Origin of the sequence: Desulfonema magnum, assembly GCF_017377395.1 — a bacterium.
Lineage (GTDB): Bacteria > Desulfobacterota > Desulfobacteria > Desulfobacterales > 4be13 > Desulfonema_C > Desulfonema_C magnum.
Genome location: NZ_CP061800.1, coordinates 3,263,328 through 3,287,133, shown reverse-complemented (window position 1 = coordinate 3,287,133; position 23,806 = coordinate 3,263,328). Strand labels below are relative to the sequence as shown.

General features: G+C 46.4%; 15 protein-coding genes and 1 riboswitch. Of the genes, 7 read left to right on the top strand and 8 right to left on the bottom strand.

Annotated elements, in window-relative coordinates:
- Window positions 1–53 precede the first annotated feature (53 nt).
- The 8 genes from dnm_RS12945 to dnm_RS12910 all read right to left on the bottom strand — a co-directional run bounded on the left by dnm_RS12945 (window position 54) and on the right by dnm_RS12910 (window position 13,959).
- Window positions 54–3,194 (bottom strand): DEAD/DEAH box helicase family protein, encoded by a 3,141-nt coding sequence (locus dnm_RS12945; protein ID WP_207683055.1) that lies wholly within the window; start codon window positions 3,192–3,194, stop codon window positions 54–56.
- Between the two features lie 409 nt (window positions 3,195–3,603).
- Window positions 3,604–3,939: a putative PII-like signaling protein gene (locus dnm_RS12940; RefSeq protein WP_207683054.1), complete on the bottom strand. Its 336-nt coding sequence runs from the start codon at window positions 3,937–3,939 to the stop codon at window positions 3,604–3,606.
- Window positions 3,940–3,942: 3 nt separating this feature from the next.
- Complete coding sequence (gene crcB, locus dnm_RS12935) at window positions 3,943–4,326, bottom strand: fluoride efflux transporter CrcB (RefSeq protein WP_207683053.1); 384 nt, start codon at window positions 4,324–4,326, stop codon at window positions 3,943–3,945.
- 897 nt (window positions 4,327–5,223) lie between these two features.
- Complete coding sequence (purB, locus tag dnm_RS12930; RefSeq protein ID WP_207683052.1) at window positions 5,224–6,576, bottom strand: adenylosuccinate lyase; 1,353 nt, start codon at window positions 6,574–6,576, stop codon at window positions 5,224–5,226.
- 30 nt (window positions 6,577–6,606) lie between these two features.
- Window positions 6,607–6,822, bottom strand: coding sequence for a hypothetical protein (locus tag dnm_RS12925; RefSeq protein WP_207683051.1), 216 nt, complete (start codon window positions 6,820–6,822; stop codon window positions 6,607–6,609).
- 9 nt (window positions 6,823–6,831) lie between these two features.
- Window positions 6,832–7,401 carry an isopentenyl-diphosphate Delta-isomerase gene (gene idi / locus dnm_RS12920; protein WP_207683050.1) on the bottom strand — a complete coding sequence of 190 codons (570 nt, stop codon included), beginning with the start codon at window positions 7,399–7,401 and terminating at the stop codon, window positions 6,832–6,834.
- A gap of 509 nt (window positions 7,402–7,910) precedes the next feature.
- On the bottom strand, window positions 7,911–8,519 hold the full coding sequence (locus dnm_RS12915; RefSeq protein ID WP_207683049.1) for a hypothetical protein: 609 nt from the start codon (window positions 8,517–8,519) through the stop codon (window positions 7,911–7,913).
- A gap of 130 nt (window positions 8,520–8,649) precedes the next feature.
- A complete protein-coding gene (locus dnm_RS12910) occupies window positions 8,650–13,959 on the bottom strand; it encodes a right-handed parallel beta-helix repeat-containing protein (protein ID WP_207683048.1) in 5,310 nt (1,769 codons plus the stop codon).
- A gap of 189 nt (window positions 13,960–14,148) precedes the next feature.
- Window positions 14,149–14,227, bottom strand: a riboswitch (cyclic di-GMP riboswitch).
- A gap of 1,294 nt (window positions 14,228–15,521) precedes the next feature.
- Here dnm_RS12910 and dnm_RS12905 point away from each other — a divergent pair.
- The 7 genes from dnm_RS12905 to ahcY all read left to right on the top strand — a co-directional run bounded on the left by dnm_RS12905 (window position 15,522) and on the right by ahcY (window position 23,194).
- A complete protein-coding gene (locus dnm_RS12905; protein WP_207683047.1) occupies window positions 15,522–16,016 on the top strand; it encodes an NADH-quinone oxidoreductase subunit NuoE family protein in 495 nt (164 codons plus the stop codon).
- A 114-nt stretch (window positions 16,017–16,130) separates the two neighbouring features.
- Window positions 16,131–16,499, top strand: a complete 369-nt coding sequence (locus dnm_RS12900; protein ID WP_207683046.1) for a (2Fe-2S) ferredoxin domain-containing protein — start codon at window positions 16,131–16,133, stop codon at window positions 16,497–16,499.
- A 49-nt stretch (window positions 16,500–16,548) separates the two neighbouring features.
- Window positions 16,549–18,333: an NADH-quinone oxidoreductase subunit NuoF gene (gene nuoF / locus dnm_RS12895; RefSeq protein ID WP_207683045.1), complete on the top strand. Its 1,785-nt coding sequence runs from the start codon at window positions 16,549–16,551 to the stop codon at window positions 18,331–18,333.
- Between the two features lie 69 nt (window positions 18,334–18,402).
- Complete coding sequence (locus dnm_RS12890; RefSeq protein WP_207683044.1) at window positions 18,403–18,885, top strand: Crp/Fnr family transcriptional regulator; 483 nt, start codon at window positions 18,403–18,405, stop codon at window positions 18,883–18,885.
- Window positions 18,886–19,604: 719 nt separating this feature from the next.
- Window positions 19,605–20,465, top strand: a complete 861-nt coding sequence (panC, locus tag dnm_RS12885; protein WP_207683665.1) for a pantoate--beta-alanine ligase — start codon at window positions 19,605–19,607, stop codon at window positions 20,463–20,465.
- 180 nt (window positions 20,466–20,645) lie between these two features.
- A complete protein-coding gene (gene metK / locus dnm_RS12880) occupies window positions 20,646–21,809 on the top strand; it encodes a methionine adenosyltransferase (protein WP_207683043.1) in 1,164 nt (387 codons plus the stop codon).
- 128 nt (window positions 21,810–21,937) lie between these two features.
- Window positions 21,938–23,194 (top strand): adenosylhomocysteinase, encoded by a 1,257-nt coding sequence (ahcY, locus tag dnm_RS12875; protein ID WP_207683042.1) that lies wholly within the window; start codon window positions 21,938–21,940, stop codon window positions 23,192–23,194.
- Window positions 23,195–23,806: the final 612 nt, after the last annotated feature.

Below are 23,806 nucleotides of genomic sequence, written 5' to 3'. Positions count from 1 at the left end.
TTGCCATTCATCCCTTTTTATTCGTATGATTCGTGGTTACCTTTCTGCTTAAATTATAAAATCTCCATCCAGGCAACCAGCTCCGGTTTTGCACCTATGGGAGCCTGTATGTCTTTCAGATAGGTGTTCTTAATATGCTTTTCAATGGCTTTGCGAGGTTCGGCCAACAGCGTCACGCCCTGCTCCGCAACCCTGACCGTATCCTGAGAACATCGCACCGCGGCCCAGGTCTGTTCAAGGATTTCGGTGATTTTGCCAGTTTCCGCATCTCGGAAATACCATCTCACCTCGCCTTCGGAGTGTCTTTTGGGATCATATTTCACATTTTTTGACTCAAAAAGATTATCGCTTGCAAGACCGATCACATGGGGCATCTGGTAACAGGCAAACAGCCCTGGCCGAAAATCCGGCACAATATGATCAATGGCTTCCCCCTTTTTGTTCAGAATCGGACCAAAACCGGCCCCGGCCTTTTTACCAGAAAAAAGACGTCTGGGAAGCGTTTTCAATGAGTTCCAGACATCGGGCATCTCTGATATGATTCTCTGTTTTTCAAGGCGCATGAGTTCTTCTGTGGACTCTTTTCTCTCATACCGCTCATTAAAGAGCTTCATGGCCATATCCGGATCATCCGGGGTCAGCAATGCCCCTTCAATCCCGAGGGTTTTGTTGATTCTGAGGATTTTTCCGTCCAATCGTTCTTTCAGATGCAGCAGTTCTTCCATTTCCTTTGGCGGCAGAAAATTCCAGAAATAAATTTTGCCCTTGAGAAATGAAGCACGGTCAAGTTTTTCCTCAGTCTCAGGATTAAGGCGGCGGTCCACACGCCCGATCCGCTGCATGAGTCTGACAGGATTCCAATGGAGATCATAATTGATAATCAGACTCGCATCCTGCAAATTCAGACCTTCTGATAAAACATCGGTGGAGATGAGAATGTCAATGGGCTTTTTAAGACAGCGGGACAATTCAGCAGAATCAGCAACGCAATTGTAATACGGCGCAAACCTTTTGATGATCATCTCTCGGTTTTTGACATTTCTGCCGCTGTCAACCTGTTCCATGTTTTTGAAACCGGCCCTGGCAAGCTGATCCGCCAGATACCGGGCCGTATTTCTGAACTCGCTGAAAATGATGACCTTCTGTCCTTTAAGCAATTCATCTTCACCAAGATGATATAATAATTTTTGCAGCTTGTCATCTTTTTTCGGGTCTTCCCTTATTCCCTCTTTGCCTTTCACATAAAACCGCCGAAAAATTCTGCCCAGAAAACCTGTCAGTTGGTTCATATCCTCCAGGATATCGTCCAAAAGCCGCTGCATGTCATGCTGTTTCGGATCAAACTCTTTTGCAACATCCGGGATATCATCCTCTTCCTCGTTTTCGGTCTCTTTTTCATCGCGTTCAAGTCTTTCAACAATGTGATCCTGAACCCGTTTCCACCAGCGTTTGTTGCTTTTTTCCCATGCGTCAAAACGCTCCGAAGAATAATATTTCAGAAAATCCGCCATTTTCGCCAGCAGATCCTCAATGCTGGCCTCAAATGCCTTAAAAGAACTTTCAAGTCTTTTCAGCAGCAATGTCCTGATAAGGCCGACAATCTGTTTCTGGGATTCTGCAATGCGTTTGTCCGGGTCATTGTGATATAATGCCGTGTTATAAATCGCCAGAGACAGGAACGGATGATGGCGGTCAAACGCGTCTCTGATCTCTCCGTAAAGGCCCGCATATACAGATTTCAAAGAATAACTGATGACGCTCGGTTTCTGCCGAACCGGAAACAGGGGGGCATTGTTCCCGCTTTTTATGCCCTCGGACTGTTTCACATACTTCCGGCTCCTTTGTATCAGGATATTTCTGAGCAGATCATCCGTGCGAAGAAAATCTTCATCCTCTGCAAGCTCGGTAATTGCCGTGTCAGGATTGTCCGCTTCCATTTTTTTCTCAGCCGTGAGAAAATGCTTGCGTAAATTGCGGATGCGGATGCGGGCAAAATGATCAGGTCTGTTTTGTGCAAAATAATTGATCAGATGATACAGGTCATCCAGGCTGTTGTTGATAGGGGTGGCAGTCAGCATGTACAGTTTTTTATGTGCCGCGATATCCATCAGGAGTTTGCCCCTGTTGGCTTTGGGATTTCGAAAATGATGGGCCTCGTCTATGATGATGACATCGGTACGTTTTCGGTAATAACTGAGCCATTCCTCATCAATCAGCCCTTCCCGGCCAAAACTCGTATGTTTTTCAACCCGCAGGCGTTCCCTGAGTTCTATGGAATAATGCGGACGCAGATATCTTTTTATATTTGCCTGCCACACACTTTCCTCAGCTGATTTGGGGACAATTAGCAGAATGCGTTTGTCTTCATGCAGACATCGTTCCAGGAGCATCAGCCCGATAAAGGTTTTGCCAAGACCCACGCCGTCACAGACCAGCGCACCCCTCCAATTTTCCGAAATCTGCAATGCCTGATGATAGCCGTCTTTCTGATACTGAGACAGCATGGGATAAATCACGGACTGATTACGCTCCCATTCATCCTGGCTCTTTTCACGCCCGGCAAAAAATGCTGATAACGCTTTTGCATAAACCGTAAACGGGTCATACTCTTTCAGGTGCGGCTCAATAACATTCAGCAATTCCGAGCTGACCGTGTCGCTGTCTTTCCATATGTCATTATACCAGTTGCGAAGGCTTTCAATATGCGCCTGATCCGTGCTGAAAAGATTCAGTTCCAAATTTTCCGTAAGTCCCGGGCGGGTAAAATTTGAACTGCCCACAATGGCAAAATCAACCGGACTGGTTTCCTTTGCTTCCATCAGATATGACTTGGCATGAAATTTTGACCGGGAATATACTCTCAGGATAATCTGCTTATCTGTGATGGCCTGGCGAACGGCTGCAAGACCGGTCAGCGCGTCATCACGCACTTTCTCATTTTCAATACTGTTATCTGATGCCTCTGACAATGCCCTGACAAGCTCCTGCTTTGTCCGCCTTGTGGTTTCATCTCCCATGAGAATGCGAATTTTATTCAGATGCTGCCACAGACCTTCCAAGAGCAGAAAAGCGCCGACTTCGAACATGCCCGTGGCAACATCCATTTTTTCAAGATTTGGCAACAGCTTCTGAAACGCGTTTAATAATGTGTTTCTGTTGCGGTTATCTATAATGATTGGTAATTTTTTTGCCATTTTTTACCGTGAAAATACATTTTGAAAAGCCGGGTTTTTGTCCGCTGACATTTTCATGGCCAGGGGTGAAAAACCCGGCTTTTTCATGAGCGTTTATTTCTCTGTGCCGGGTTCTGTAGAAAAAAACTGATCATAACGGATTTAGAGGAAGGGCGGCATATTTGTAGCATCTTTGCCGGCCTTCCGGAGTGCCAAACTTGCAGTTTGGCACTCCGAATAATATGAGCGACAGGCATAACTGTTGGATAAAAAATGATTTTTTAAAAAGTTATTTTTTTGTGATTATGAAACTCGATGATCAAGTTTTCTGAGCAGATTTCGATAACAGTCTGTTATTCCGTTCGACTGAACTCACGCCGAAGCCTGCGAAAGCAGGAATGACAAAAAAAACTTGATGATCGAGTCTCAGCTATTTACTGCCTCTGTAAAACTGAATATCTGCTTTCTCCAGCGTTGCCAGACCTTCAGTGATCACATTATCAATCGTCTCAAGAAAATGTTTTAATTTTTCATGGGTGTCAACAATTTCAATAACAATTGGCAGGTCCTCGGAAAGACGTAATATTTTGGTCGTATGAATACGACTGTTTGCACCGAATCCCATTACTCCCCGCAGAACGGTTGCTCCTGCCAGTCCCTGTTCTCTTGCTTTGATAACAATCCACTCATACAGCGGTTTTCCTTCGTGCTTGTCAGTTTCACCGATAAGTATCCGAAGTAATTGTCCTTGTTCTGAAATTTTCATTATTCACCTCCATATAAGATAAATGAATATGCGACCCAATAATACCGCGGACAGTCCGAATATTATATGGATGACAATGTTCAGGAAAGCAAGATAAATCCGCTTATCATTCATCAGACTGATGGTTTCATTACTGAAGGTGGAGAATGTGGTCAGTGCCCCCAGAACGCCCACAAACACCAAAAGCCGTATTTCAGGCGAAAACACACTTCGTATCTCATCCATACGTGAAAGCATACCGATAACAAGACATCCGATAAGGTTCACCGAGAGAGTTCCGTAGGGAAAGCCAACACTTGCAGTCCATTTCTGAACATAGCCGCCGATGACATATCTTAAAATGGCACCGACAAAGCCGCCGGTTCCTACCAAAATGATTTTGTTCATATCTGCCTCGTATAATAATAATTTTTTTAGCAGGCGTCATCAGCACAGCGGCGCTTAGGCAATTCCCAAGAATGAACATACCCGTTCGTAGTTCCGCCTTTAGGCGGTCTTACACCGCCTAAAGGCGGAACTACGAACTGCGACACCGCCTAAAGGCGGAACTACGAACTGCGACACCGCCTAAAGGCGGAACTACGAACTGAAAGCCGGTGTGTTCTTTTCCGGAAATCACTTTAAAGGCGGACCCCGTCGCCTGTAAGTTTGCTGCTGCTTCCTCCTCCTCCTCCTCGCTACAAGGATTTTATATAAGAAGAGGATGATAAGAAAGGGATTAAATCCTCCTTCATTTTTTACCCGGTCTTATCCGCTCCTGCTTCCGCTCCCTTCGACAAGCTCAGGGAGCGGGAACAGCGTGCCCTGAGCCTGTCAAAGGGAAAGCAGGCGAATAAAAACAGGTGATTTAGACAGCCTGGCTGATAAGTACCTGATCAAAAATTTTTCTGATTATAACGGATTTTGGGGAGGCTCCGGCCGTGAATATGACAGCGGATAAAAAGGATGAAACGGATATGACTTTTCAGATCGGCTTCCCGCGGCACCGGATTACGGGCTGCCTGCCGGGATAAGGCTTTCCGGATCGGAAACACCCTTCGGGGAACCGCTGTCATATCGGCCGGTACTATCCGTTTCATCCCCTGAATCCGTTGTCATATTGCCGGCCTCCCCTAAATCCGTTATAATCAAAAATTTTTTATACATCTTTTTTTCCGCGAACAGCGGAGAAACCCGGCTTTTTTTCTTCAGGGGCGGCGGATCATTCCGGGGAAAAACCCGGGTTTCTTTCCCGTGCGAATATCGAAAACTTATGGTTAGGTAGTTACTTATGCAGGTCAGCACCTAGAAATTGCACACTCCGGTATAATTCTCCGGTGTGATTTTAAGCAATTCCTCTTTTACCTTTTCTGACACATTCAGGGTCTGAATAAAGTCCGCAATTGCTTTCTGGTCAATAGCGGCATGGGTCCGGGTGAGTTCTTTCAGTGCTTCATAAGGCTTGGGATAGCCCTCACGTCGCAAAACCGTCTGAATGGCTTCGGCCACGACAGCCCAGTTATTCTGCAAATCCGCACGGATTACGTCTTCATTGAGAATCAGTTTGCCCAGTCCTTTTAACAGGGATTTTAACGCAATCAGTGTATATGCCAGGGGCATACCGATATTTCTTGTCACTGTGGAGTCTGTCAGGTCTCTTTGCAGTCTTGAAATCGGCAGCTTTGCTGAAAGATGTTCGAAAATGGCATTGGCAATTCCCAGGTTGCCTTCTGAATTTTCAAAGTCAATGGGATTGACCTTATGCGGCATGGCCGAGGATCCCACTTCTCCGGCTTTAATTTTCTGCTTAAAATAATTCATGGAGATATAAGCCCAGATATCCCGATCCAGATCAAGAAGAATGGTGTTGATCCGTTTCAGATTATCGAAAAATGCCCCCAGATTATCGTAATGCTCAATCTGGGTGGTCACTTTTGAACGGTCAAGCCCCAGGATATCGTTCACCAGATGATCCCCGAAAGCAATCCAGTCAATGTCCGGATAGGCAATGTGATGTGCGTTGAAATTACCGGTTGCCCCGCCGAATTTGGCTGAGAACGGAATGGTTTTTAACAGCTCTTTTTGCCTGTCCAGCCGGTCGGCAAATACATAAATTTCTTTGCCCAGGCTTGTGGGAGACGCGGGCTGTCCGTGAGTTCGCGCAAGCATGGGAATGTTTTTCCAGGCATTGGCTTTCTCTTTCAATGCGTCGCAAACTTCGTCCAAAGCTGGCTGCAATACTTCAGACCATCCCTCTTTTAATGAAAGGGGAATGGCTGTATTGTTGATATCCTGGGAGGTCAGACCGAAATGAATAAATTCTTTGTATGCCTCCAATCTGAGATGATCAAATTTTTCCTTGAGAAAATACTCAACCGCCTTTACATCATGATTGGTTATTTTCTCAATATCCTTTATTTTCTGAGCATCTTCCAATGTAAAATTTTTATAAATTTCTCTTAAAGATTCATACAGATTCTTGTCAAAACTTTTTAGCTGAGGTAATGGCAAGTCGCATAATGCTATGAAATATTCGACCTCAACCCGCACACGATATTTTATCAGTGCGCCTTCTGAAAAATAATCAGCAAATTTCTCAACTGCTTTCCGATAACGCCCGTCAACAGGCGAAACTGCGTTTAAATAGGAGAGTTCCATAATATTTTTCCTTTACATTCAAAACTGCATTTACTCGTTCCCAGGCTCCGCCTGGGAACGCATACCCCAAGGCTCTGCCTTGCGTGGCATCTCCCTCAGGTGAGTGATCGGCTGCACGCTGACACATGAAGCAGAGCCTTTGTGGCAATCTCGTGAATTATCTGCCGTGCGCTGACACACGAGGCAGAGCCTCTGAGTATGCGTTCCCAGGCAGAGCCTGGGAACGAGAATTTTAGTACTTGACACCTAACACTTTCATACATATAAATTTTCAATTTGGGGACAAAAACGCGTCTGAATTTCCTCCCATTCCATTTTAAACCACGGTGTATAGCGATGAGGATGAGCCTGAACATCTTCAGTTAATTCTCTAATATCTGAGTATTTCCACTCAGCGATTTCACTCGGGTTTGCTTGGACAGTTCCGTTGGCTTTTCCGATATAAACCGAGCATATCTCATTTTCAGAACCAATATTTTTGAATTGTGCCTGGTACTGAAATTTAAATAAAAATTGCAAAGATGTTTCAAATCCCAGTTCTTCATTTAATCGCCTTATCGCTGCTTCTTCATAGCGTTCTCCTTTGCGGGGATGACTGCAAACACTGTTGGACCAGTAAAAGGGCCAGAGGAGCTTTTCAGTGCTTCGCTTTTGCATCAGTACCTGCTTATGATCGTTAAAAATGAATATTGAAAAGGCTCGGTGGAGGAGACCTTCTCCCTGATGGCACTTCTCTTTGGTGTCATATCCGACAATCTGATCGTTTTTATCTGCCAGTATCAGTAATTCTTTAGTAATCAAACGCTTATTTTTATCTGAACTCATATTTCTGCCATCCTCATTCTCCGGAAACTTTCTGACTTATCATTCAAAAATACTGCTCAGGGACGAAGCTGATAAGTACCTAACCATAAGTTTTCGATATTTTTCCCGGGGAAGAAACCCGGCTTTTTTTACCAGAATGACCTGCTGCCCGTGAAGGAAAAACCCGGGTTTCTCCGCTGTTCGGAAAAGGATGTATCAAAGACTTTTGATCGGATACTTATAATTTCCCTAAAATTTGAATAATGACCTTATACCATCTTTTTATATACAGACAAGAAAAAAAATGGGTATAATTCAAGACTGTCAGTAAAAAAATTAACAATTTTATAACCTGTTGATATTTAAAATATTAACAAGTTAAAAATTTGTTGGACTGACAATCGTGAATTACACCCAAAAAAATGCTTGTGAAAATTTCATATCCGATAAAAAATGTGGGGTGGGTGGAGCGAAGCGGAACCCACCGCACGTTTTTATATTTCCGGGTATTTTATTTTTGGGGAAATTCCTTATTCTTTAACTCTCCGCCTGATCCCCGCAAGGCTGATCAACCCGCAGCCGAGAAGCCATAACGCACCGGGGATGGGAACTGCGTTGACACTGACACTTCCGCTTTCCAGGGCTGAGGAAAGCGGGTCCGCCCATAAATCGCTGAGAATTGGTAAATTCGGATCGCTTTCGGAAAATGACAGGTCACTAATTCCAAAGCCGCTTCCGGTAAAAGAAAGTGTTGCCAGGGTGAAAGCATCCGGCTGGGAACTCAGATCATCAAGGATGGAAAGCTCACTGAGATGTATCCTGCCGCCTCCGAGATCGCCCTCGCTCCAGTCTTCCGCATCCCCTGAACCATCCGAACTGACAATTCCCAATCCGCTTCCCAGCGTGTAACCAGTAAAATCCAAAACTGTATCGTCATAATTTACGTTGAAATCAAATGTGCCCAGATCATCATTTTCCAGCCCCGAAACAATAATATCCACATCGGTCATCCCGCCAACGCGGATGACCATATCAGACGGGTCAAAAGACAGATTTGCGGCCCATACCTGAGCAATGAAAAACACTGCTGTGAGAGTCGCTGTCAAACAAATCAGAATTTTTTTTCCCTGTTTTTTCATGATAATATTCTCCTTAAAATATGTCGGTTTTGTTCATTGCTTCGGGCCGCGGGCGGGGACGGTCTGAAAATCCCGCCCCCGCATAAATCTTTTCCAACAGCCGGAACAATGACACACTCAGTTTCTGAGGCTAATCACAGACACATCTCGGACAGTCGCACAGCAGCACGAGTTTTCTCGCGTCCACAATGGTGATTGTTCCGTTTCCGTCAATGTCACATTCCGGGCAAACCTCGGCATCCTGGTTGCGATAATTTTTGATAATATTAATATCGTCACGGTCTATAACGCAGTCGTTATTAAGATCGCCGGTTCTGTCATCAGGAACACCGCAGCCGCAGTTGCCTGGTTCGATTTTATACGGATCTTCGGGACATTGGTCACACGCATCTCCCTGACCGTCGTTATCCGTGTCCGTCTGATCCGGGTTGGAAGCACTCACGCAGTTATCACAGGCATCTCCCACATTGTCATTATCTGTGTCCTCCTGTTCCGGATTAACATGGTCAGAGCAGTTGTCACAGGCATCTCCCGCGCCGTCGTTGTCAGCATCCGCCTGATTCGGGTTGGAAGTGCCGGGGCAGTTGTCTTCTTCGTCGCAAACAGTGTCCTGATCCATATCGAGACAGTCATCACAGGCGTCGCCCAGGCCGTCGTTGTCAGCATCTGTCTGATCCGGGTTGGGAGTGCCGGGGCAGTTGTCTTCTTCGTCACAAACACCATCAGAATCAACATCAACGCACTCATCGCAAATATCGCCTGTGCCGTCGCCGTCCGTGTCTGCCTGATCCGAATTGGAGATGCTGATGCAGTTGTCACAGATATCTCCGATGGTATCCCCGTCTTCGTCTTCCTGGCTCGCATTGGCATCATCAGGACAGTTGTCACAGATATCTCCGACTTGGTCATCGTCAGCGTCTTCCTGATCCGGGTTTTCAGTTTCAGGACAGTTATCGCAGGCATCTCCGATTTCATCACTGTCAGTGTCGTCCTGGTTCGGGTTTTCAATATCAGGACAATTGTCGCAGACATCTCCCAGAGCATCGCCGTCTGTATCGGTCTGATCCGGGTTGGAAACACTGACACAATTATCACATGCGTCTCCGAGAGCGTCGTTGTCGGTGTTTGCCTGATCCGTATTTGGGATACCGAGGCAATTATCCACATCATCGCAAACATTGTCCTGATCTTCATCCATTACTGTGCCGCCCCAGTCACCGTTGCAGTCCTGAACACATGGTACCTTTCCGGTGTTTCCGCCGACACACTCACCGCAGTTGTCAGTATAAGCGGTTCCGCCCCAGTCTTCGTGGCAGTCTTTTTCGCAAGCAGTTTTCCCGGTGTTTCCGCCCACGCACTCATCGCAGTTATCTGTCGTGGCGGTTCCGCCCCAGTCGCCGTTACAGTCCTGAACACATGCCGTCTTTCCCGTGTTTCCGCCGACACACTCGCCGCAATTGTCCGTCGTGGCAGTTCCGCCCCAGTCACCGTGGCAGTCTTTTTCGCAGGCCGTTTTCCCGGTGTTGCCGTCCACGCACTCACCGCAGTTGTCAGTCGTGGCAGTTCCGCCCCAGTCACCGTGGCAGTCTTTTTCGCAGGCCGTTTTCCCGGTGTTTCCGTCCACGCACTCACCGCAGTTGTCAGTCGTGGCAGTTCCGCCCCAGTCACCGTTGCAGTCTTTTTCGCAGGCCGTCTTTCCGGTGTTGCCGCCGACACATTCGCCGCAGTTGTCAGTCGTGGCAGTTCCGCCCCAGTCTTCGTGGCAGTCTTTTTCGCAAGCAGTTTTCCCGGTGTTTCCGCCCACGCACTCATCGCAGTTATCTGTCGTGGCGGTTCCGCCCCAGTCGCCGTGGCAGTCTTTTTCGCAGGCTGTCTTTCCGGTGTTTCCGCCCACGCACTCACCGCAGTTGTCAGTCGTGGCAGTTCCGCCCCAGTCACCGTGGCAGTCTTTTTCGCAGGCCGTTTTCCCGGTGTTGCCGTCCACGCACTCACCGCAGTTGTCAGTCGTGGCAGTTCCGCCCCAGTCACCGTGGCAGTCTTTTTCGCAGGCCGTTTTCCCGGTGTTTCCGTCCACGCACTCACCGCAGTTGTCAGTCGTGGCAGTTCCGCCCCAGTCGCCGTGGCAGTCTTTTTCGCAGGCCGTTTTCCCGGTGTTTCCGTCCACGCACTCACCGCAGTTGTCAGTCGTGGCAGTTCCGCCCCAGTCACCGTTGCAGTCTTTTTCGCAGGCCGTCTTTCCGGTGTTGCCGCCGACACATTCGCCGCAGTTGTCAGTCGTGGCAGTTCCGCCCCAGTCACCGTTGCAGTCTTTTTCGCAGGCCGTTTTCCCGGTGTTTCCGTCCACGCACTCACCGCAGTTGTCAGTCGTGGCAGTTCCGCCCCAGTCACCGTGGCAGTCTTTTTCGCAGGCCGTTTTCCCGGTGTTGCCGCCTACGCATTCACCGCAGTTGTCCGTATAGGCAGTTCCGCCCCAGTCGCCGTGGCAGTCTTTTTCGCAGGCCGTCTTTCCGGTGTTGCCGCCTACGCATTCACCGCAGTTGTCCGTATAGGCAGTTCCGCCCCAGTCGCCGTTACAGTCCTGTTCGCAGGCCGTCTTTCCGGTGTTGCCGCCGACACATTCGCCGCAGTTGTCCGTATAAGCGGTGCCGCCCCAGTCTCCGTGGCAGTCCTGTTCGCAGCCAGTTAATCCTTCATCAACACTGCCGTCGCAGTTATCATCAGTGCCGTTACAGACCTCTGCCGCGCCGGGATTCACATTTCCATCGTCATCATCACACTCACAGACGGCCCCCCATCCGTCTGCATCAGCGTCAGTCTGATCCGGATTGGAAGCATCAGGGCAGTTGTCATCATCATCAGAAATGCCGTCGCCGTCAGAGTCAGAATCACAGGCAGGTAGTGAAACATCATCTATCCATGCGGTATCTTGTCCTCTTGATACAGAACCATCTTTGCTATACACCCATCGGAATGTATGCTCTCCCGAACCCACATCAAATTCTGCCCGGGTCCAATCAAGCTCACCAGCCCAGCTTTTTTTGCGATCCTCATCAATCCAGAAATGGAGATAATCATATCGGTTTTCCGAAGATACTTTGAACCAGAAGGAAACAGAACCCGGTGAGCTGATATTCAGTGTCATCTCAAGATATGCTGACTGGCTATCAGCAATAGAAACAGGAGCCTCTGCCGCATAGGAACCGCCGTGCATTGTTTCGTTCTGCACACGCCAGACCCCGTCACCGCCTGTGTGCCAGGGAAGTCTGCTGAGCGTCCCTGTTTCAAAATCATCTCTGCCGCCACACCCGGGGAAAAAAAAGCATTCATAAGCCCCCATATCAGTCCCGATCCCCCGGGGCCTCTGATTACCGTCAAGGTCATCGTCAGGTGCGTTATCTGATCCTGTGTCAATACAGAGAGAACCCTCTGTGAGATGATAATCGTCGTTCCCGGGGTCAGCAAACATCGGATCCGCATTAATATTGCCAGTGCCGGTGTATCCCCCCTGTATATCAGAATACGTGACAACCGGAGTGGCATTGATGAAAAATTCATTCGGCGAATCCCCCCAGAAAATACAGTTGGTGATCGTGGGGGCAGAAGAATCATAGCAACTCATCCCGCCGCCGCTGTTATTTGCCGAATTCCTGCTGACAGTGCAGTTGACAAGGGTCGGGGCAGAGGTATCATAGCAACTCATCCCGCCGCCCACATCTGCCGAATTCCCGCTGACAATGCAGTTGGTAATCGCCGGAGAGGAAGCATAACAATGAATCCCGCCGCCGTCCTCTGCCGAGTTCCCCCTGACAGTGCAGTTGGTAAGGGTCGGAGATGAAGAATTATAGCAAGACATCCCGCCGCCCACGTCTGCTGAATTCCCGCTGACAATGCAGTTGGTAATCACCGGGGAGGAGGAATCATAGCAATAAATTCCGCCGCCGTAGTTGTTCGCGGAATTTCCGCTGACAGTGCAGTTGGTAATCGCCGGGGAGGAATTATTGCAATAAATTCCGCCGCCGTCCTCTGCCAGACCATTAATAATGGTAAAGCCGGACAGCACCGAGTTTCCATCTTCTCCGTTATGAAAACAGAAAGCCCGTCCCTTATTTTCACAGTTGATCATACAATGATCAGGCCCGTTTTCAGACTGAACCGTTATGGCTTTGCCTTTGAAATCCAAATTCTTATTGCCCGAGCCAGTATAAGTGCCGTCGGCAACGATTACTCTGTCGCCATTTTTCGCCATATCAATGGCATGCCGGATGGTTCCGAAAGGATTGTCAGGAGAACCATCTCCGGCTGTATCTGAGCCATTTACGGCAACATGCCACGATGAACCAGCAGGTAAAAACGACTCAATCACAGGATAAACATTTTTCATAAGCACACCCTGGTTGTGTCCGCGCTCAGAATCACAACCTCCCCAATGGTGCAAACCAACAACTTTGTGGTCTGTCATGGAGAGTACAGGGGAACCGGAACTTCCGCCTTCTGTATCAGCCCTGTATCCGAAATCGCTGTCTGGTGTCTCACCATCAGCAACAGGAGCGACAACCGGTCCTTCGTCATATTCTTTTGGATATCCGCCAGGATGTTGCGGGATGTAAATTGTTTCGTTCAGCACCATATCCCTGGGATCAAGCGCCAGGTAACCATATTCAGACTGGGGGTTTCCTTCCAAGGTCATCAGTGCGCAATCATTTTCGTAATTGGCTACGAGAAAGGTGTCCCCGTAATATGTGTCATAGGCTGCCAATGTCTCTCCGTTACAAGTGCTGTTCTGATAGTTGAAATAAACCTGTAACGTGTCTAAAACCGTCTGAGAGCTGACACAATGTTCGTTGCTAAGAAAATGACCTTCATCAGAGACTAAAAACCCGGTGCAGCTATACCACAAGCCAGCCTCCTGGAAACGCATCTTACCAACACTTTTTGCTTGTTCATACTGCTCTGTCTCTGCAACACATTCAATATCAACCTTGTCATCAGAACCGCATATGGATTCAGCCATTACAGTTGCTATGCCATAACCATATTGATCAATGTCAAAGCCATAGGCTTCTGGTCCCGCGGCCCCTGAGATCAAATTTACAACAGCAGTATCTCCGTCCACGGCAAATGCCCAAAAATCAGTCTTGCCAGGATTATCATTTGTAATGACCTGCCGCAGAAGCCCTTTGGCGTCCCTAATCTCGACAGAATCGCGGTCATTAATGGAAAAATTGCTGAAATGTAAAATAATGAATGTTGCATCTTTCCTGCTGACCTTGAAAGATTCAACTGTCTCACCGGCACTTTTGGCTGAATACGGATGTGCAGTGCTCTGATGAATTACGTCTGTCTTACCAATCACTTCCTCAGCGAAAACCTGCTGTGAGGCAACACAGAAGAGAAGCGTTAATACCATTGTAAAATACGTCATTACATTTTTCATGTTCATTCCTGGCCTCCTTATAAATTAAGATTTATAAATAAAGGTTTGAATATCCTACAGATAAAAACGACAGGCATGATCCGTCACTATTTCTCACCGCCCTTTTTATTACATATAATCTGTGCAGAGACTGCACGCCGAATTTTATAATTTCCTATACAATGAAAAAAAGCCGGATCACCTCTGCTCTTACTAAAAGGCAACCCCGATGCCTTTTCATTTAAGACCCGTGGCTTTCCGTCACCGTCTCACGACGGGTTTGGCTCTGTCTTGTAAATAATTTAAGCACCTGTGCGAACATTTTATGATACGCTTCTGGCGTCGCACTCAGAATTTTCAAGCTCTCATCATTTTGAAAGTTTTATCTGAATGCTTTCATAACATACCAAAAGTTACAGATAGGTTACAGAATCGAAAAAAATGAAAAAAATCTGAGTTCTGTTTTTTCATATATTAGAAATCACCTCAGACCTTCTGGCTCAGACCTCCGAGGTTTTGAAAACCTCGGAGGTTTTCAGTCAGACTGCTGACAATTTTATGAAAAAACCATGCCAGCAATTACAACGTACGGATATTTAACTAACTGATTAACTATCAGGAAAATCCCGGCAGGAGCAGTGTCAAATTTTCAGACACCTTTTTTTGCTCCGAAATGCGCTTTTTTTATTAACAACCTGAAATTAAAATAAAATATATTTTTACATAAGTACCTAACCATAAGTTTTCAATATCTGCCCGGGGAAGAAACCCGGCTTTTTTCCCGGAATGATCCGCCGTCCCTGAAGGAAAAAGCCGGGTTTCTCCGCTGTTCGCAGAAAAAGAGATGTATAAAAAACTTTTGATCGGGTACTTAACATACAGTGGCCGAAAACAGCAAAAAGGTGTCGGAAAATTTTACAATTTTTTTATCATATCCCGGACAAAATAACAGAGACTGAACTATCATAAAATAAACTATATATTTTAAGATCAGAATGTTATACGCTTAGAATTATTTTTATTGCCCATTTGTTACCCTATTAGAAAAATTATAATCTATTTGAGAAAATTGTGTAATTCAGTGTAAAATTTTCCGACATTGCCTGGTTCACGTCAGGGTAATATGATCATATTTGATATCAGAAATTGGGAATAATCAGGAATCGGCGGGCGTGGTCTTTTTTGAGCCGACTATCTGTAATTCTTATGATAATTTTAAAAAAAAGGAAGTGATGAGTTTCAGAAAATTTGCTCATCTGATTCCGGGGTGAGAACTTCCGAAATTTTGAAAATTTCGGAAGTCTGAACAGATTTTGTTTTTTAAAAAAACGGACTCTGACCATGGTCATAAGCAAAGACATACTCAAAAAATGAAAGATGCAGATGATCTCATTGACATTTTATGATTGTTATGAAATATAATCAGCAAATCAGAAATACTGGAAATTCCCCCTTTGAAGGGGCAGGGAGATATGATTTCAGACAGTGCTTTCACCCTCAGAAGGGGAATTGTGGCCTGCTGATTATGAATGCTATTCATCAGCTTTTTTTCACAGTTCTTTTCATTTAACATATTGGGAGACCTGAACATGCTGCATGATATACACCCTTACCACCCTGACATTACAGAAAATATGTGGGAAAAGATTAACGAAATTATTACGGCAAACCGGACAAAATCCGGTTCAGTTATTCCTGTTCTGAGGGAGTGCCAGAACATTGTCGGTTATCTGCCCGCGGAGATGATGGATCACATCAGCCGGGGGCTTAATCTTTCCGCCAGCGAAGTTTTCGGAGTCGCCTCTTTTTATTCACTTTTCTCAATGGAGCCGAAAGGCAGGCATACCATAAAAGTATGTATGGGCACCGCATGTTATGTAAAAGGCATAAAAGAAGTCATCGGACGAATCTGTGATCAATATCAGTTAAAAGAAGGAGGAACCAGCCAGGACAGACGTTTTTCTTTAGAAGCCATAAGGTGTCTGGGGGCATGCGGACTTGCCCCTGTGTCGGTAGTTGACGAGGATATTTACGGGCATACAAGTTCAAAGAGCATTATTGATATTCTCGAAAAATATGAATAAGGCTTGGGGCCTGGGGCTTGGGGCTTGAGGCTTGGGGATTTGGGGATTTGGCTAATCTCCAATCCCAACGCCTCTTGCCTCTTGCCCCTTGCCCCCTCACCAAGGAGGAAAATTATGGGAAAACTGACCATACAGGACCTTAAAAAGATAAAAGAAAACGCTTCAAAAAAAATGACGTTAAGAGGTGAAAAGGGAGATATCAAAGTCATTGTTCACATGGGAACGTGCGGGATCGCGGCAGGTGCCCGTGAGGTGATGGAAACCCTCATGGAAGAATTAGGTCAGGCAGATCACGAGAACATCCAGGTGGTTGCCTCGGGATGTCTGGGAATGTGCAGCAGCGAACCAAATGTCACGGTGGAAATACAAGGAAAGACGCCGGTTATCTATCAGCATATGAACGCAAACAAAATGCGTCAGGTCTTCAAGAGGCATGTGCTTAAAGGCGAAGTCCAGACTGACTTTGCCCTGGCCAGGGGATAGATTTCAGACTTCCGAGTTTTCAAACTTCAGAATTCTTCAGGAGAAAGCAATGAGCAAGATAAGAACACAGTTGATGTTGTGTGGCGGCACAGGATGCAGTGCGACAAGTCCGGCGGTTCGGGAGGTCTTTGAAAAAGAGCTTGAACGTCAGGGGCTTTCGGAAGAAGTTCAGATTGTGGAAACAGGCTGTAACGGATTCTGTACCCTGGGGCCTGTGATGCTGGTTCAGCCAGAAGGAATCTTTTACCAGAAGATTAAGCCGAAAGATGTGCCGGAGATTGTGGAGGAACATCTTCTCAAGGGCCGCCCTGTGGAAAAACTTTTTTATGTGGAACCTGCGTCCGAAGAAACGATCCCCACCATGAATGAAATCCCTTTTTTCTCACATCAGATGCTCCGGGTGATGCGAAACAAGGGGCTCATTGATCCTGAGGTGATTGACGATTATATCGCCAGGGACGGTTATTTCGGTGCTGCCAAAGCATTACAGGAGATGACACCCGGACAAATTATAGAAGAGATGAAAATTTCAGGACTCAGGGGCCGGGGCGGAGCCGGATTTCCCACGGGTCTTAAATGGGAATTTGCCAGCAAAAGTCCCGGAGATATCAAATATGTCCTCTGTAATGCGGATGAGGGGGACCCGGGCGCTTTCATGGACAGAAGTATTCTGGAAGCTGATCCTCATGCGGTTCTCGAAGGAATGATCATCGCGGCCCGGGCCATCAATTCCCACAAGGGCTATATCTATGCCAGGACAGAATATCCTCTGGCAATCCGCAGACTCACCATTGCCATTCAGCAGGCCAGGGAATATGGTCTCTTAGGAGAGGATATCCTCGGAACCGGCTTTGATTTTGATATAGAAATTTACGAAGGGGCCGGTGCGTTTGTCTGCGGAGAAGAAACCGCTCTGATGCGTTCCATTGAGGGAAAACGGGGAATGCCCCGGCCCCGTCCGCCTTTTCCCGCGCAAAAGGGGTTGTGGGAAAAGCCCACCATTTTAAACAATGTCGAAACCCTTGCCAATGTTCCCCAGATTATATTAAACGGAGGTGAGTGGTATTCGGGCGTGGGCACCGAAACAAGCAAGGGAACAAAAGTCTTTGCGCTTTCCGGAGATGTGAACAATATCGGGCTGGTGGAAGTGCCCATGGGAATATCCCTGAGAACAATTGTCTTTGACATTGGCGGCGGTATTCCCAACAAGAAGGAATTCAAAGCTGTGCAGCTGGGCGGTCCCTCAGGCGGCTGTGTTCCTGAACAACACCTTGATATTCCTGTGGATTACGAAGAAATCGCCAAGGTCGGGGCCATCATGGGATCCGGCGGAATGATCGTCATGGACGAAAATACCTGCATGGTTGACATGGCCCGTTTTTTTATGGATTTTATTCAGGACGAATCCTGCGGAAAATGCACGCCGTGCCGTGAAGGAACCCGCCGGCTTTTGGAAATTCTGAACAGAATATGCGAGGGAAAAGGAAAGCCCGGAGATATTGAAGACCTGGAGGAACTCTCTTCTGTTATCAAAGAATCCGCCCTGTGCGGTCTGGGACAGACAGGCCCGAATCCGGTTCTCTCCACGCTGAGATATTTCAGAGATGAATATGAGGCGCACATCTATGAAAAACGATGTCCGGCAAAGCGTTGTGTGGCCCTGTTGAAATTTGAAATTGATCCGGACCTGTGTTCAAAATGCGGCGCGTGTTTCAGACATTGTCCCGCAGAGGCAATTACCTGGAAGAAGAAAGATGTTGCTGTCATCCAAAAGGACAAATGTATAAAGTGCATGACCTGCTTTGAAAAGTGCAAATTCGGAGCCATTTTTTAAATTGAAAATTGAAAATTGAGAATTGAAAATTGAAAAATTATTCAGTCCTCAATTTTAAAAGGAGGTATTATGATCAGTCTCGATTTTCTGGAAAAAGTCGAAATTTTCAAAGGTCTTAATGATGATCAGCTGGCTGTTATTCAGAGCTGTTGCGAGGAAAAGGAGTTTCAGCGCGGGGACAAACTTTTTGATGAGGGAGAGGACGCTACCCATCTCTATATGATGACAGGGGGAGAGGTTGATCTCCGGTTGGATTCGCCTGAAACCGAGGGATCGGATGAACGTACGCTGTCTTCCATATCGGAAACAATGGCCTTCGGACGGTCAAGCCTGGTTCCACCTTACAAAATGACGCTTTCATGTTATTGCGCCAGCAGAGTTTGCAGGGTGGCAAGGGTGGACAGCAAAAAACTTCTCGAACTTTTTGAAAAAGATACCAGACTCGGATATTCGGTGATGTCTAACCTGGCAACGGTTATGAGTAAGCGATTCCATAAGTTGCAGAACAAAATAGCAAAACGCCGGGGAGAGGAAATGATGTCCAACTGGTAATGTCGGATTACCCCGCCCTCGGACACGGAGGTTCCGCATCTGCCTATTTTGATTAAAACTGTAGGTTGACATTTGGCAAAGGGTGTTTTATCCTTCGTTTTCCTGATGCGGAAACAAATGTGTTGGGTGTTAGTAGGTGTTAGGTGTTAGGTGTCAGTAGGTGTTAGGTGTTAGGTGTCAGTAGGTGTTAGGTGTTAGGTGTCAGGTGTCAGGTGTTAGTAGGTGTTAGGTGTTAGGTGTTAGGTGTCAGTACATTTTCATGACCGGGGGAATCATCCCGGCCATGAGTCTTTGATATTACGAAAATTTTTAAATAGAGTTCATGACCCGGGGATTACAACGAAACATAAAAGTTTCAGAATTTTTCCTAACACCTAACACCCAACACCCAACACCTGGGGTGATGAAAATGTCACAAACCCGGCTGACAATTGCGATCCCATTTTTATTCCGCAATTTTTTTATGACTTAAAAATCAGGCAGTCAAAAAATGCGGGGAACAAAAACGGGATCAGCTTTTTCAGAGCCTTGGAAACATTTTCATCACCCCACCTAACACTTAACACTTAACACCTAACACCTAACACCTAACACTTAACACTTAACACCTAACACCTAACACCTAACACCTAACACCTAACACCTACTAACACCTGACACCTAACACCTAACACCTACTAACACCTAACACCTAACACTTTCATACAGAGGTACGAGCCATCGAAATTATAAAGACAGTCAAAGAAATACAGAAACGCTCCGATATGATAAGACGCAGCGGTAAAACAATTGCCTTTGTTCCCACCATGGGATTTCTCCATGAAGGACATCTGTCTCTTATGAGAGAAGGGCGTAACCGCTGTGATGATGTGGTCATCAGTATTTTTGTCAATCCCACTCAGTTTGGCCCCGGAGAAGATTTGGAATCCTATCCGAGAAGTTTTGAGAGAGATTGCGAACTTGCGGAAAAACAAGGGGTGAACGCAATTTTTGCGCCAAATGAAAAAGAACTGTATGGCAAGAATTTTCAGACCTATGTGAAACTGGAAGACCTCCCGAATCATTTGTGCGGAATTTCCAGACCCGTTCATTTCAGAGGCGTTGCAACGGTTGTCACCAAGCTATTTAACATTGTCAAACCTCATTTTGCCATCTTCGGTCAGAAGGATTATCAGCAGGTTGCTGTTATTCGCCAAATGGTGAAAGACCTGAATTTTGACATTGAAATTGTGGGACATCCCACGGTAAGGGAAACTGACGGCCTTGCCATGAGTTCACGAAACAGTTATCTGACACCTGATCAGCGAGTTTCCGCGCTTTCTCTTTATGCGTCGCTGAAAAAGGCTCAGACACTGCTTGAGAACGGAATAACCGACGCGGCAGAGATCATCCGCGCGGCTTCGGAACTTATCACATCCCATCCGGGAACGGCCATAGATTATATTACCATTTGCGATCCTGAAACCCTTGCTGATATGGAAACCATCAGCAAACCAGCACTGATGGCCCTGGCCGTCAAGGTCGGAAAAACCCGGGTGATAGATAATATGATATTGGATATACCCGGCTCTCAGAGGTAAGAATAGCTACCCCTGAATACTGTTTTCACCCCATTGACCTTTCCCGTGAATTTTGTCATTTGTCATTTGAAAAATATACAGAGGAATATCAGACTTCCGAAGTTTTGAAAATTTCGGAAGTCTTTTAATATCCATTTTTGTCATTGTGTTTATAAAATGACAATAAAAAGGAGAACATTTATGAGTAAAGAACCGTTTTTTTTCACTTCCGAATCTGTAACCGAAGGCCATCCCGACAAAGTTGCTGACGCGATATCAGATTCCATATTAGATGCAATCATGGCACAGGACAGGAACTGCCGGGTTGCCTGTGAGACGCTTGTAACAACAGGTCTGGCTTTTATTGCCGGAGAAATTACAACCGATTGTTATGTGGATATGCCCCAGGTGGTTCGGAATACGATCCGGGACATCGGATATCATTCATCCCAGATGGGTTTTGACTGGCAAACCTGTTCTGTTGTTACCAGTATTGACCATCAGTCTCCGGATATTGCCATGGGAGTGAACACCGCTCCGGACAAAGATCAGGGCGCGGGTGACCAGGGACTTATGTTTGGTTTTGCTTCTGATGAAACCCCTGAATTAATGCCGATGCCTGTCACATTTGCACACAAGCTCTGCCACCGGCTTACCACGGTCCGAAAAAACGGCGCATTGGATTTTCTCCGGCCTGACGGCAAATCCCAGGTAACCATTGAATACGAAAACGGTTCACCAAAACGGGTTGACACGGTGGTTATCGCGGCACAGCACAAACCGGATGTCACTTCCGAAGAATTGAAAGAGGCCATTATCGAGGAAGTTATAAAGAAGGTGATTCCTCGGGAAATGATAGACGGAGATACCCGTTATTTTATCAATGCCACCGGCAGATTCGTCATTGGCGGTCCCATGGGGGACTGCGGGCTTACCGGACGGAAAATTATTGTTGACACTTATGGCGGACAGGGAAGTCACGGCGGCGGATGTTTTTCCGGAAAGGATCCTTCCAAAGTGGACCGAAGCGCATCTTACATGGCCAGACATATTGCCAAAAACATCGTGGCAGCTGGCATCTCAAAAAAATGTGAAGTGCAGCTTGCTTACGCCATTGGCGTGTCAAAGCCCGTGTCCATAATGGTAGATCTTATGAAAACGGGCGTTGTCCCCAAACAACGAGTTAAAGAAATCATCAATGAGGTTTTTGACCTGAGGCCCTCCGCCATCATTGAATATCTTGACCTTCTGCGACCGATCTATCGAAAAACATCCGCATACGGACACTTCGGGCGAAGTGAACCTGAATTTACATGGGAAAAAACAAATATGGCGGAAATCATCAGAGAAAAAGCCGGATTGTAACGGGGGCGAGGGTAAGAGATGAGGGGCGAGGGGCGGTGAACTGTTATCAGCTATCTGGATCGCTCATTCATTACTAACGGACCCTTCGCTCCGTTCCCCGACAATTTAAAAAAGGAGTTAATAAATAAATGGATTTTGATATTAAAGATATACAATTGGCAGAGGAAGGAAAACTGCGTATTGAATGGGCAAACCAGAGTATGCCGGTTTTAAACCGCATCCGAAAACGGTTTGAGTCAGAGAAACCGTTAAACGGAGTACGTCTCGGTGCCTGTTTGCATGTCACCACAGAAACGGCTTCCCTGATGCAGACGCTAAAAGCCGGCGGAGCCAGCGTTTTTCTTTGCGCGTCCAACCCGCTGAGTACCCAGGATGATGTGGCCGCGTCACTTGTAAAGCATGATGAGATTCCGGTTTTTGCCATAAAAGGCGAGGACAATAAAACCTATTACAAGCATATTAATTCGCTTCTGGACAACAAACCTCAATATACAATGGATGACGGGGCAGATCTGGTTTCCACGCTTCATTCTGAGCGCTCAGAACTTATAAATGAGGTGAAGGGCGGCACCGAAGAGACCACCACGGGAATTATTCGCCTCAGAAGCATGGCCGCGGAAGGGGTTTTAAAATACCCCATCATCGCTGTAAATGATGCCCAGACAAAGCATTTTTTTGATAACCGGTATGGTACGGGGCAAAGCACCATTGACGGCATCATTCGTGCGACAAACCGTCTGCTTGCCGGAACCCATTTTGTTGTCTGCGGATACGGATGGTGCGGAAGGGGCCTTGCCATGCGGGCACGGGGAATGGGAGCGAATGTGATTGTCACCGAGGTGGATCCGGTTGCCGCGCTTGAGGCTGTCATGGACGGGTTTGGTGTCATGCCGATTGAGGATGCCGCTAAAATCGGTGATTTTTTCTGCACCGTCACAGGTAACATTAATGTCATACGGAAAGAACATTTCAATGTCATGAAGGACGGTGCCATTATATCAAATTCAGGCCATTTTAACGTGGAACTGGATCTTGATGGCTTAAAGGAGCTTACAAAATCAACACGATATGTAAGGCCATTTGTGGAGGAGAATGTTCTTGAAGATGGCAGGCGGATTAATGTGCTTGGCGAGGGACGGCTGATTAACCTTGCCGCAGCAGAGGGACATCCTTCCAGTGTTATGGATATGAGCTTTGCCAATCAGGCGTTAAGTATTGAATATATGGTGAAGAGCAGCGTGTCGCTTGAGAAAAATGTTTATCCGGTTCCTGAAAAAATAGATATGCAGATTGCAAAAGAAAAACTCGCGGCTATGGGCGTGACAATTGATGATCTCACGCCTGAACAGAAAGAATATTTGGCATCCTGGACCATGGGCACATGATGAACTGACAGTGGATAATTTTTTTTGATGAAAAATTTGTTCCGGACTGAGTGACTGAGATATGGTTTTCCCACTCAGTCGCTCACCTACCGGGCATTTTCTGAACTGTGAGCAATTTTGGACAGTTAGTGTTATATTGGAATTGGCTTTAAAAATGGCTGGTATGAGATTCAGTCTCCCGATAATCAGGGGATTGAACGAGATTCATCACTCCCCTTGCAGGACTACCGTTTTTTATATCTTTTTTCTGCGAACGGCGGGGAAACCCGGGTTTTTCCTTCACGGGCGGCGGATCATTCCGGGAAAAAAGCCGGGTTTCTTTCCGGGCAAATATAAAAAACTTTTGCTCAGGTACTTAACAGGCAGGAAAATAGTTTGACAATCGCAAAATAAAAAGTTAGGTCTGGAAAAAATCCGGGTGTCAGTTTTGCCGGCAATCTGATTGTCAGAAAAAAAAATTTCATTTTCTGAAAGGTGAAATTTGTAACTATCTTATTTTTAACGATATGTTAATTCCGGGTGCCTTTTTTCGAAAAAAGTTAGTTTATTTTGTATTAAAACAATATGTTGGCAGGTTTTTAGCAGTAAACCGGGTGAAAAGCCAAAATGACA

Bases quoted from the DNA above. Each gene is read 5' to 3' on its own strand.
- dnm_RS12945 (WP_207683055.1), bottom strand. From the start codon at position 3,194: ATGGCAAAAAAATTACCAATCATTATAGATAACCGCAACAGAAACACA.
- dnm_RS12940 (WP_207683054.1), bottom strand. From the start codon at position 3,939: ATGAAAATTTCAGAACAAGGACAATTACTTCGGATACTTATCGGTGAA.
- crcB (WP_207683053.1), bottom strand. From the start codon at position 4,326: ATGAACAAAATCATTTTGGTAGGAACCGGCGGCTTTGTCGGTGCCATT.
- purB (WP_207683052.1), bottom strand. From the start codon at position 6,576: ATGGAACTCTCCTATTTAAACGCAGTTTCGCCTGTTGACGGGCGTTAT.
- idi (WP_207683050.1), bottom strand. From the start codon at position 7,401: ATGAGTTCAGATAAAAATAAGCGTTTGATTACTAAAGAATTACTGATA.
- dnm_RS12915 (WP_207683049.1), bottom strand. From the start codon at position 8,519: ATGAAAAAACAGGGAAAAAAAATTCTGATTTGTTTGACAGCGACTCTC.
- dnm_RS12910 (WP_207683048.1), bottom strand. From the start codon at position 13,959: ATGAACATGAAAAATGTAATGACGTATTTTACAATGGTATTAACGCTT.
- dnm_RS12905 (WP_207683047.1), top strand. From the start codon at position 15,522: ATGCTGCATGATATACACCCTTACCACCCTGACATTACAGAAAATATG.
- dnm_RS12900 (WP_207683046.1), top strand. From the start codon at position 16,131: ATGGGAAAACTGACCATACAGGACCTTAAAAAGATAAAAGAAAACGCT.
- nuoF (WP_207683045.1), top strand. From the start codon at position 16,549: ATGAGCAAGATAAGAACACAGTTGATGTTGTGTGGCGGCACAGGATGC.
- dnm_RS12890 (WP_207683044.1), top strand. From the start codon at position 18,403: ATGATCAGTCTCGATTTTCTGGAAAAAGTCGAAATTTTCAAAGGTCTT.
- metK (WP_207683043.1), top strand. From the start codon at position 20,646: ATGAGTAAAGAACCGTTTTTTTTCACTTCCGAATCTGTAACCGAAGGC.
- ahcY (WP_207683042.1), top strand. From the start codon at position 21,938: ATGGATTTTGATATTAAAGATATACAATTGGCAGAGGAAGGAAAACTG.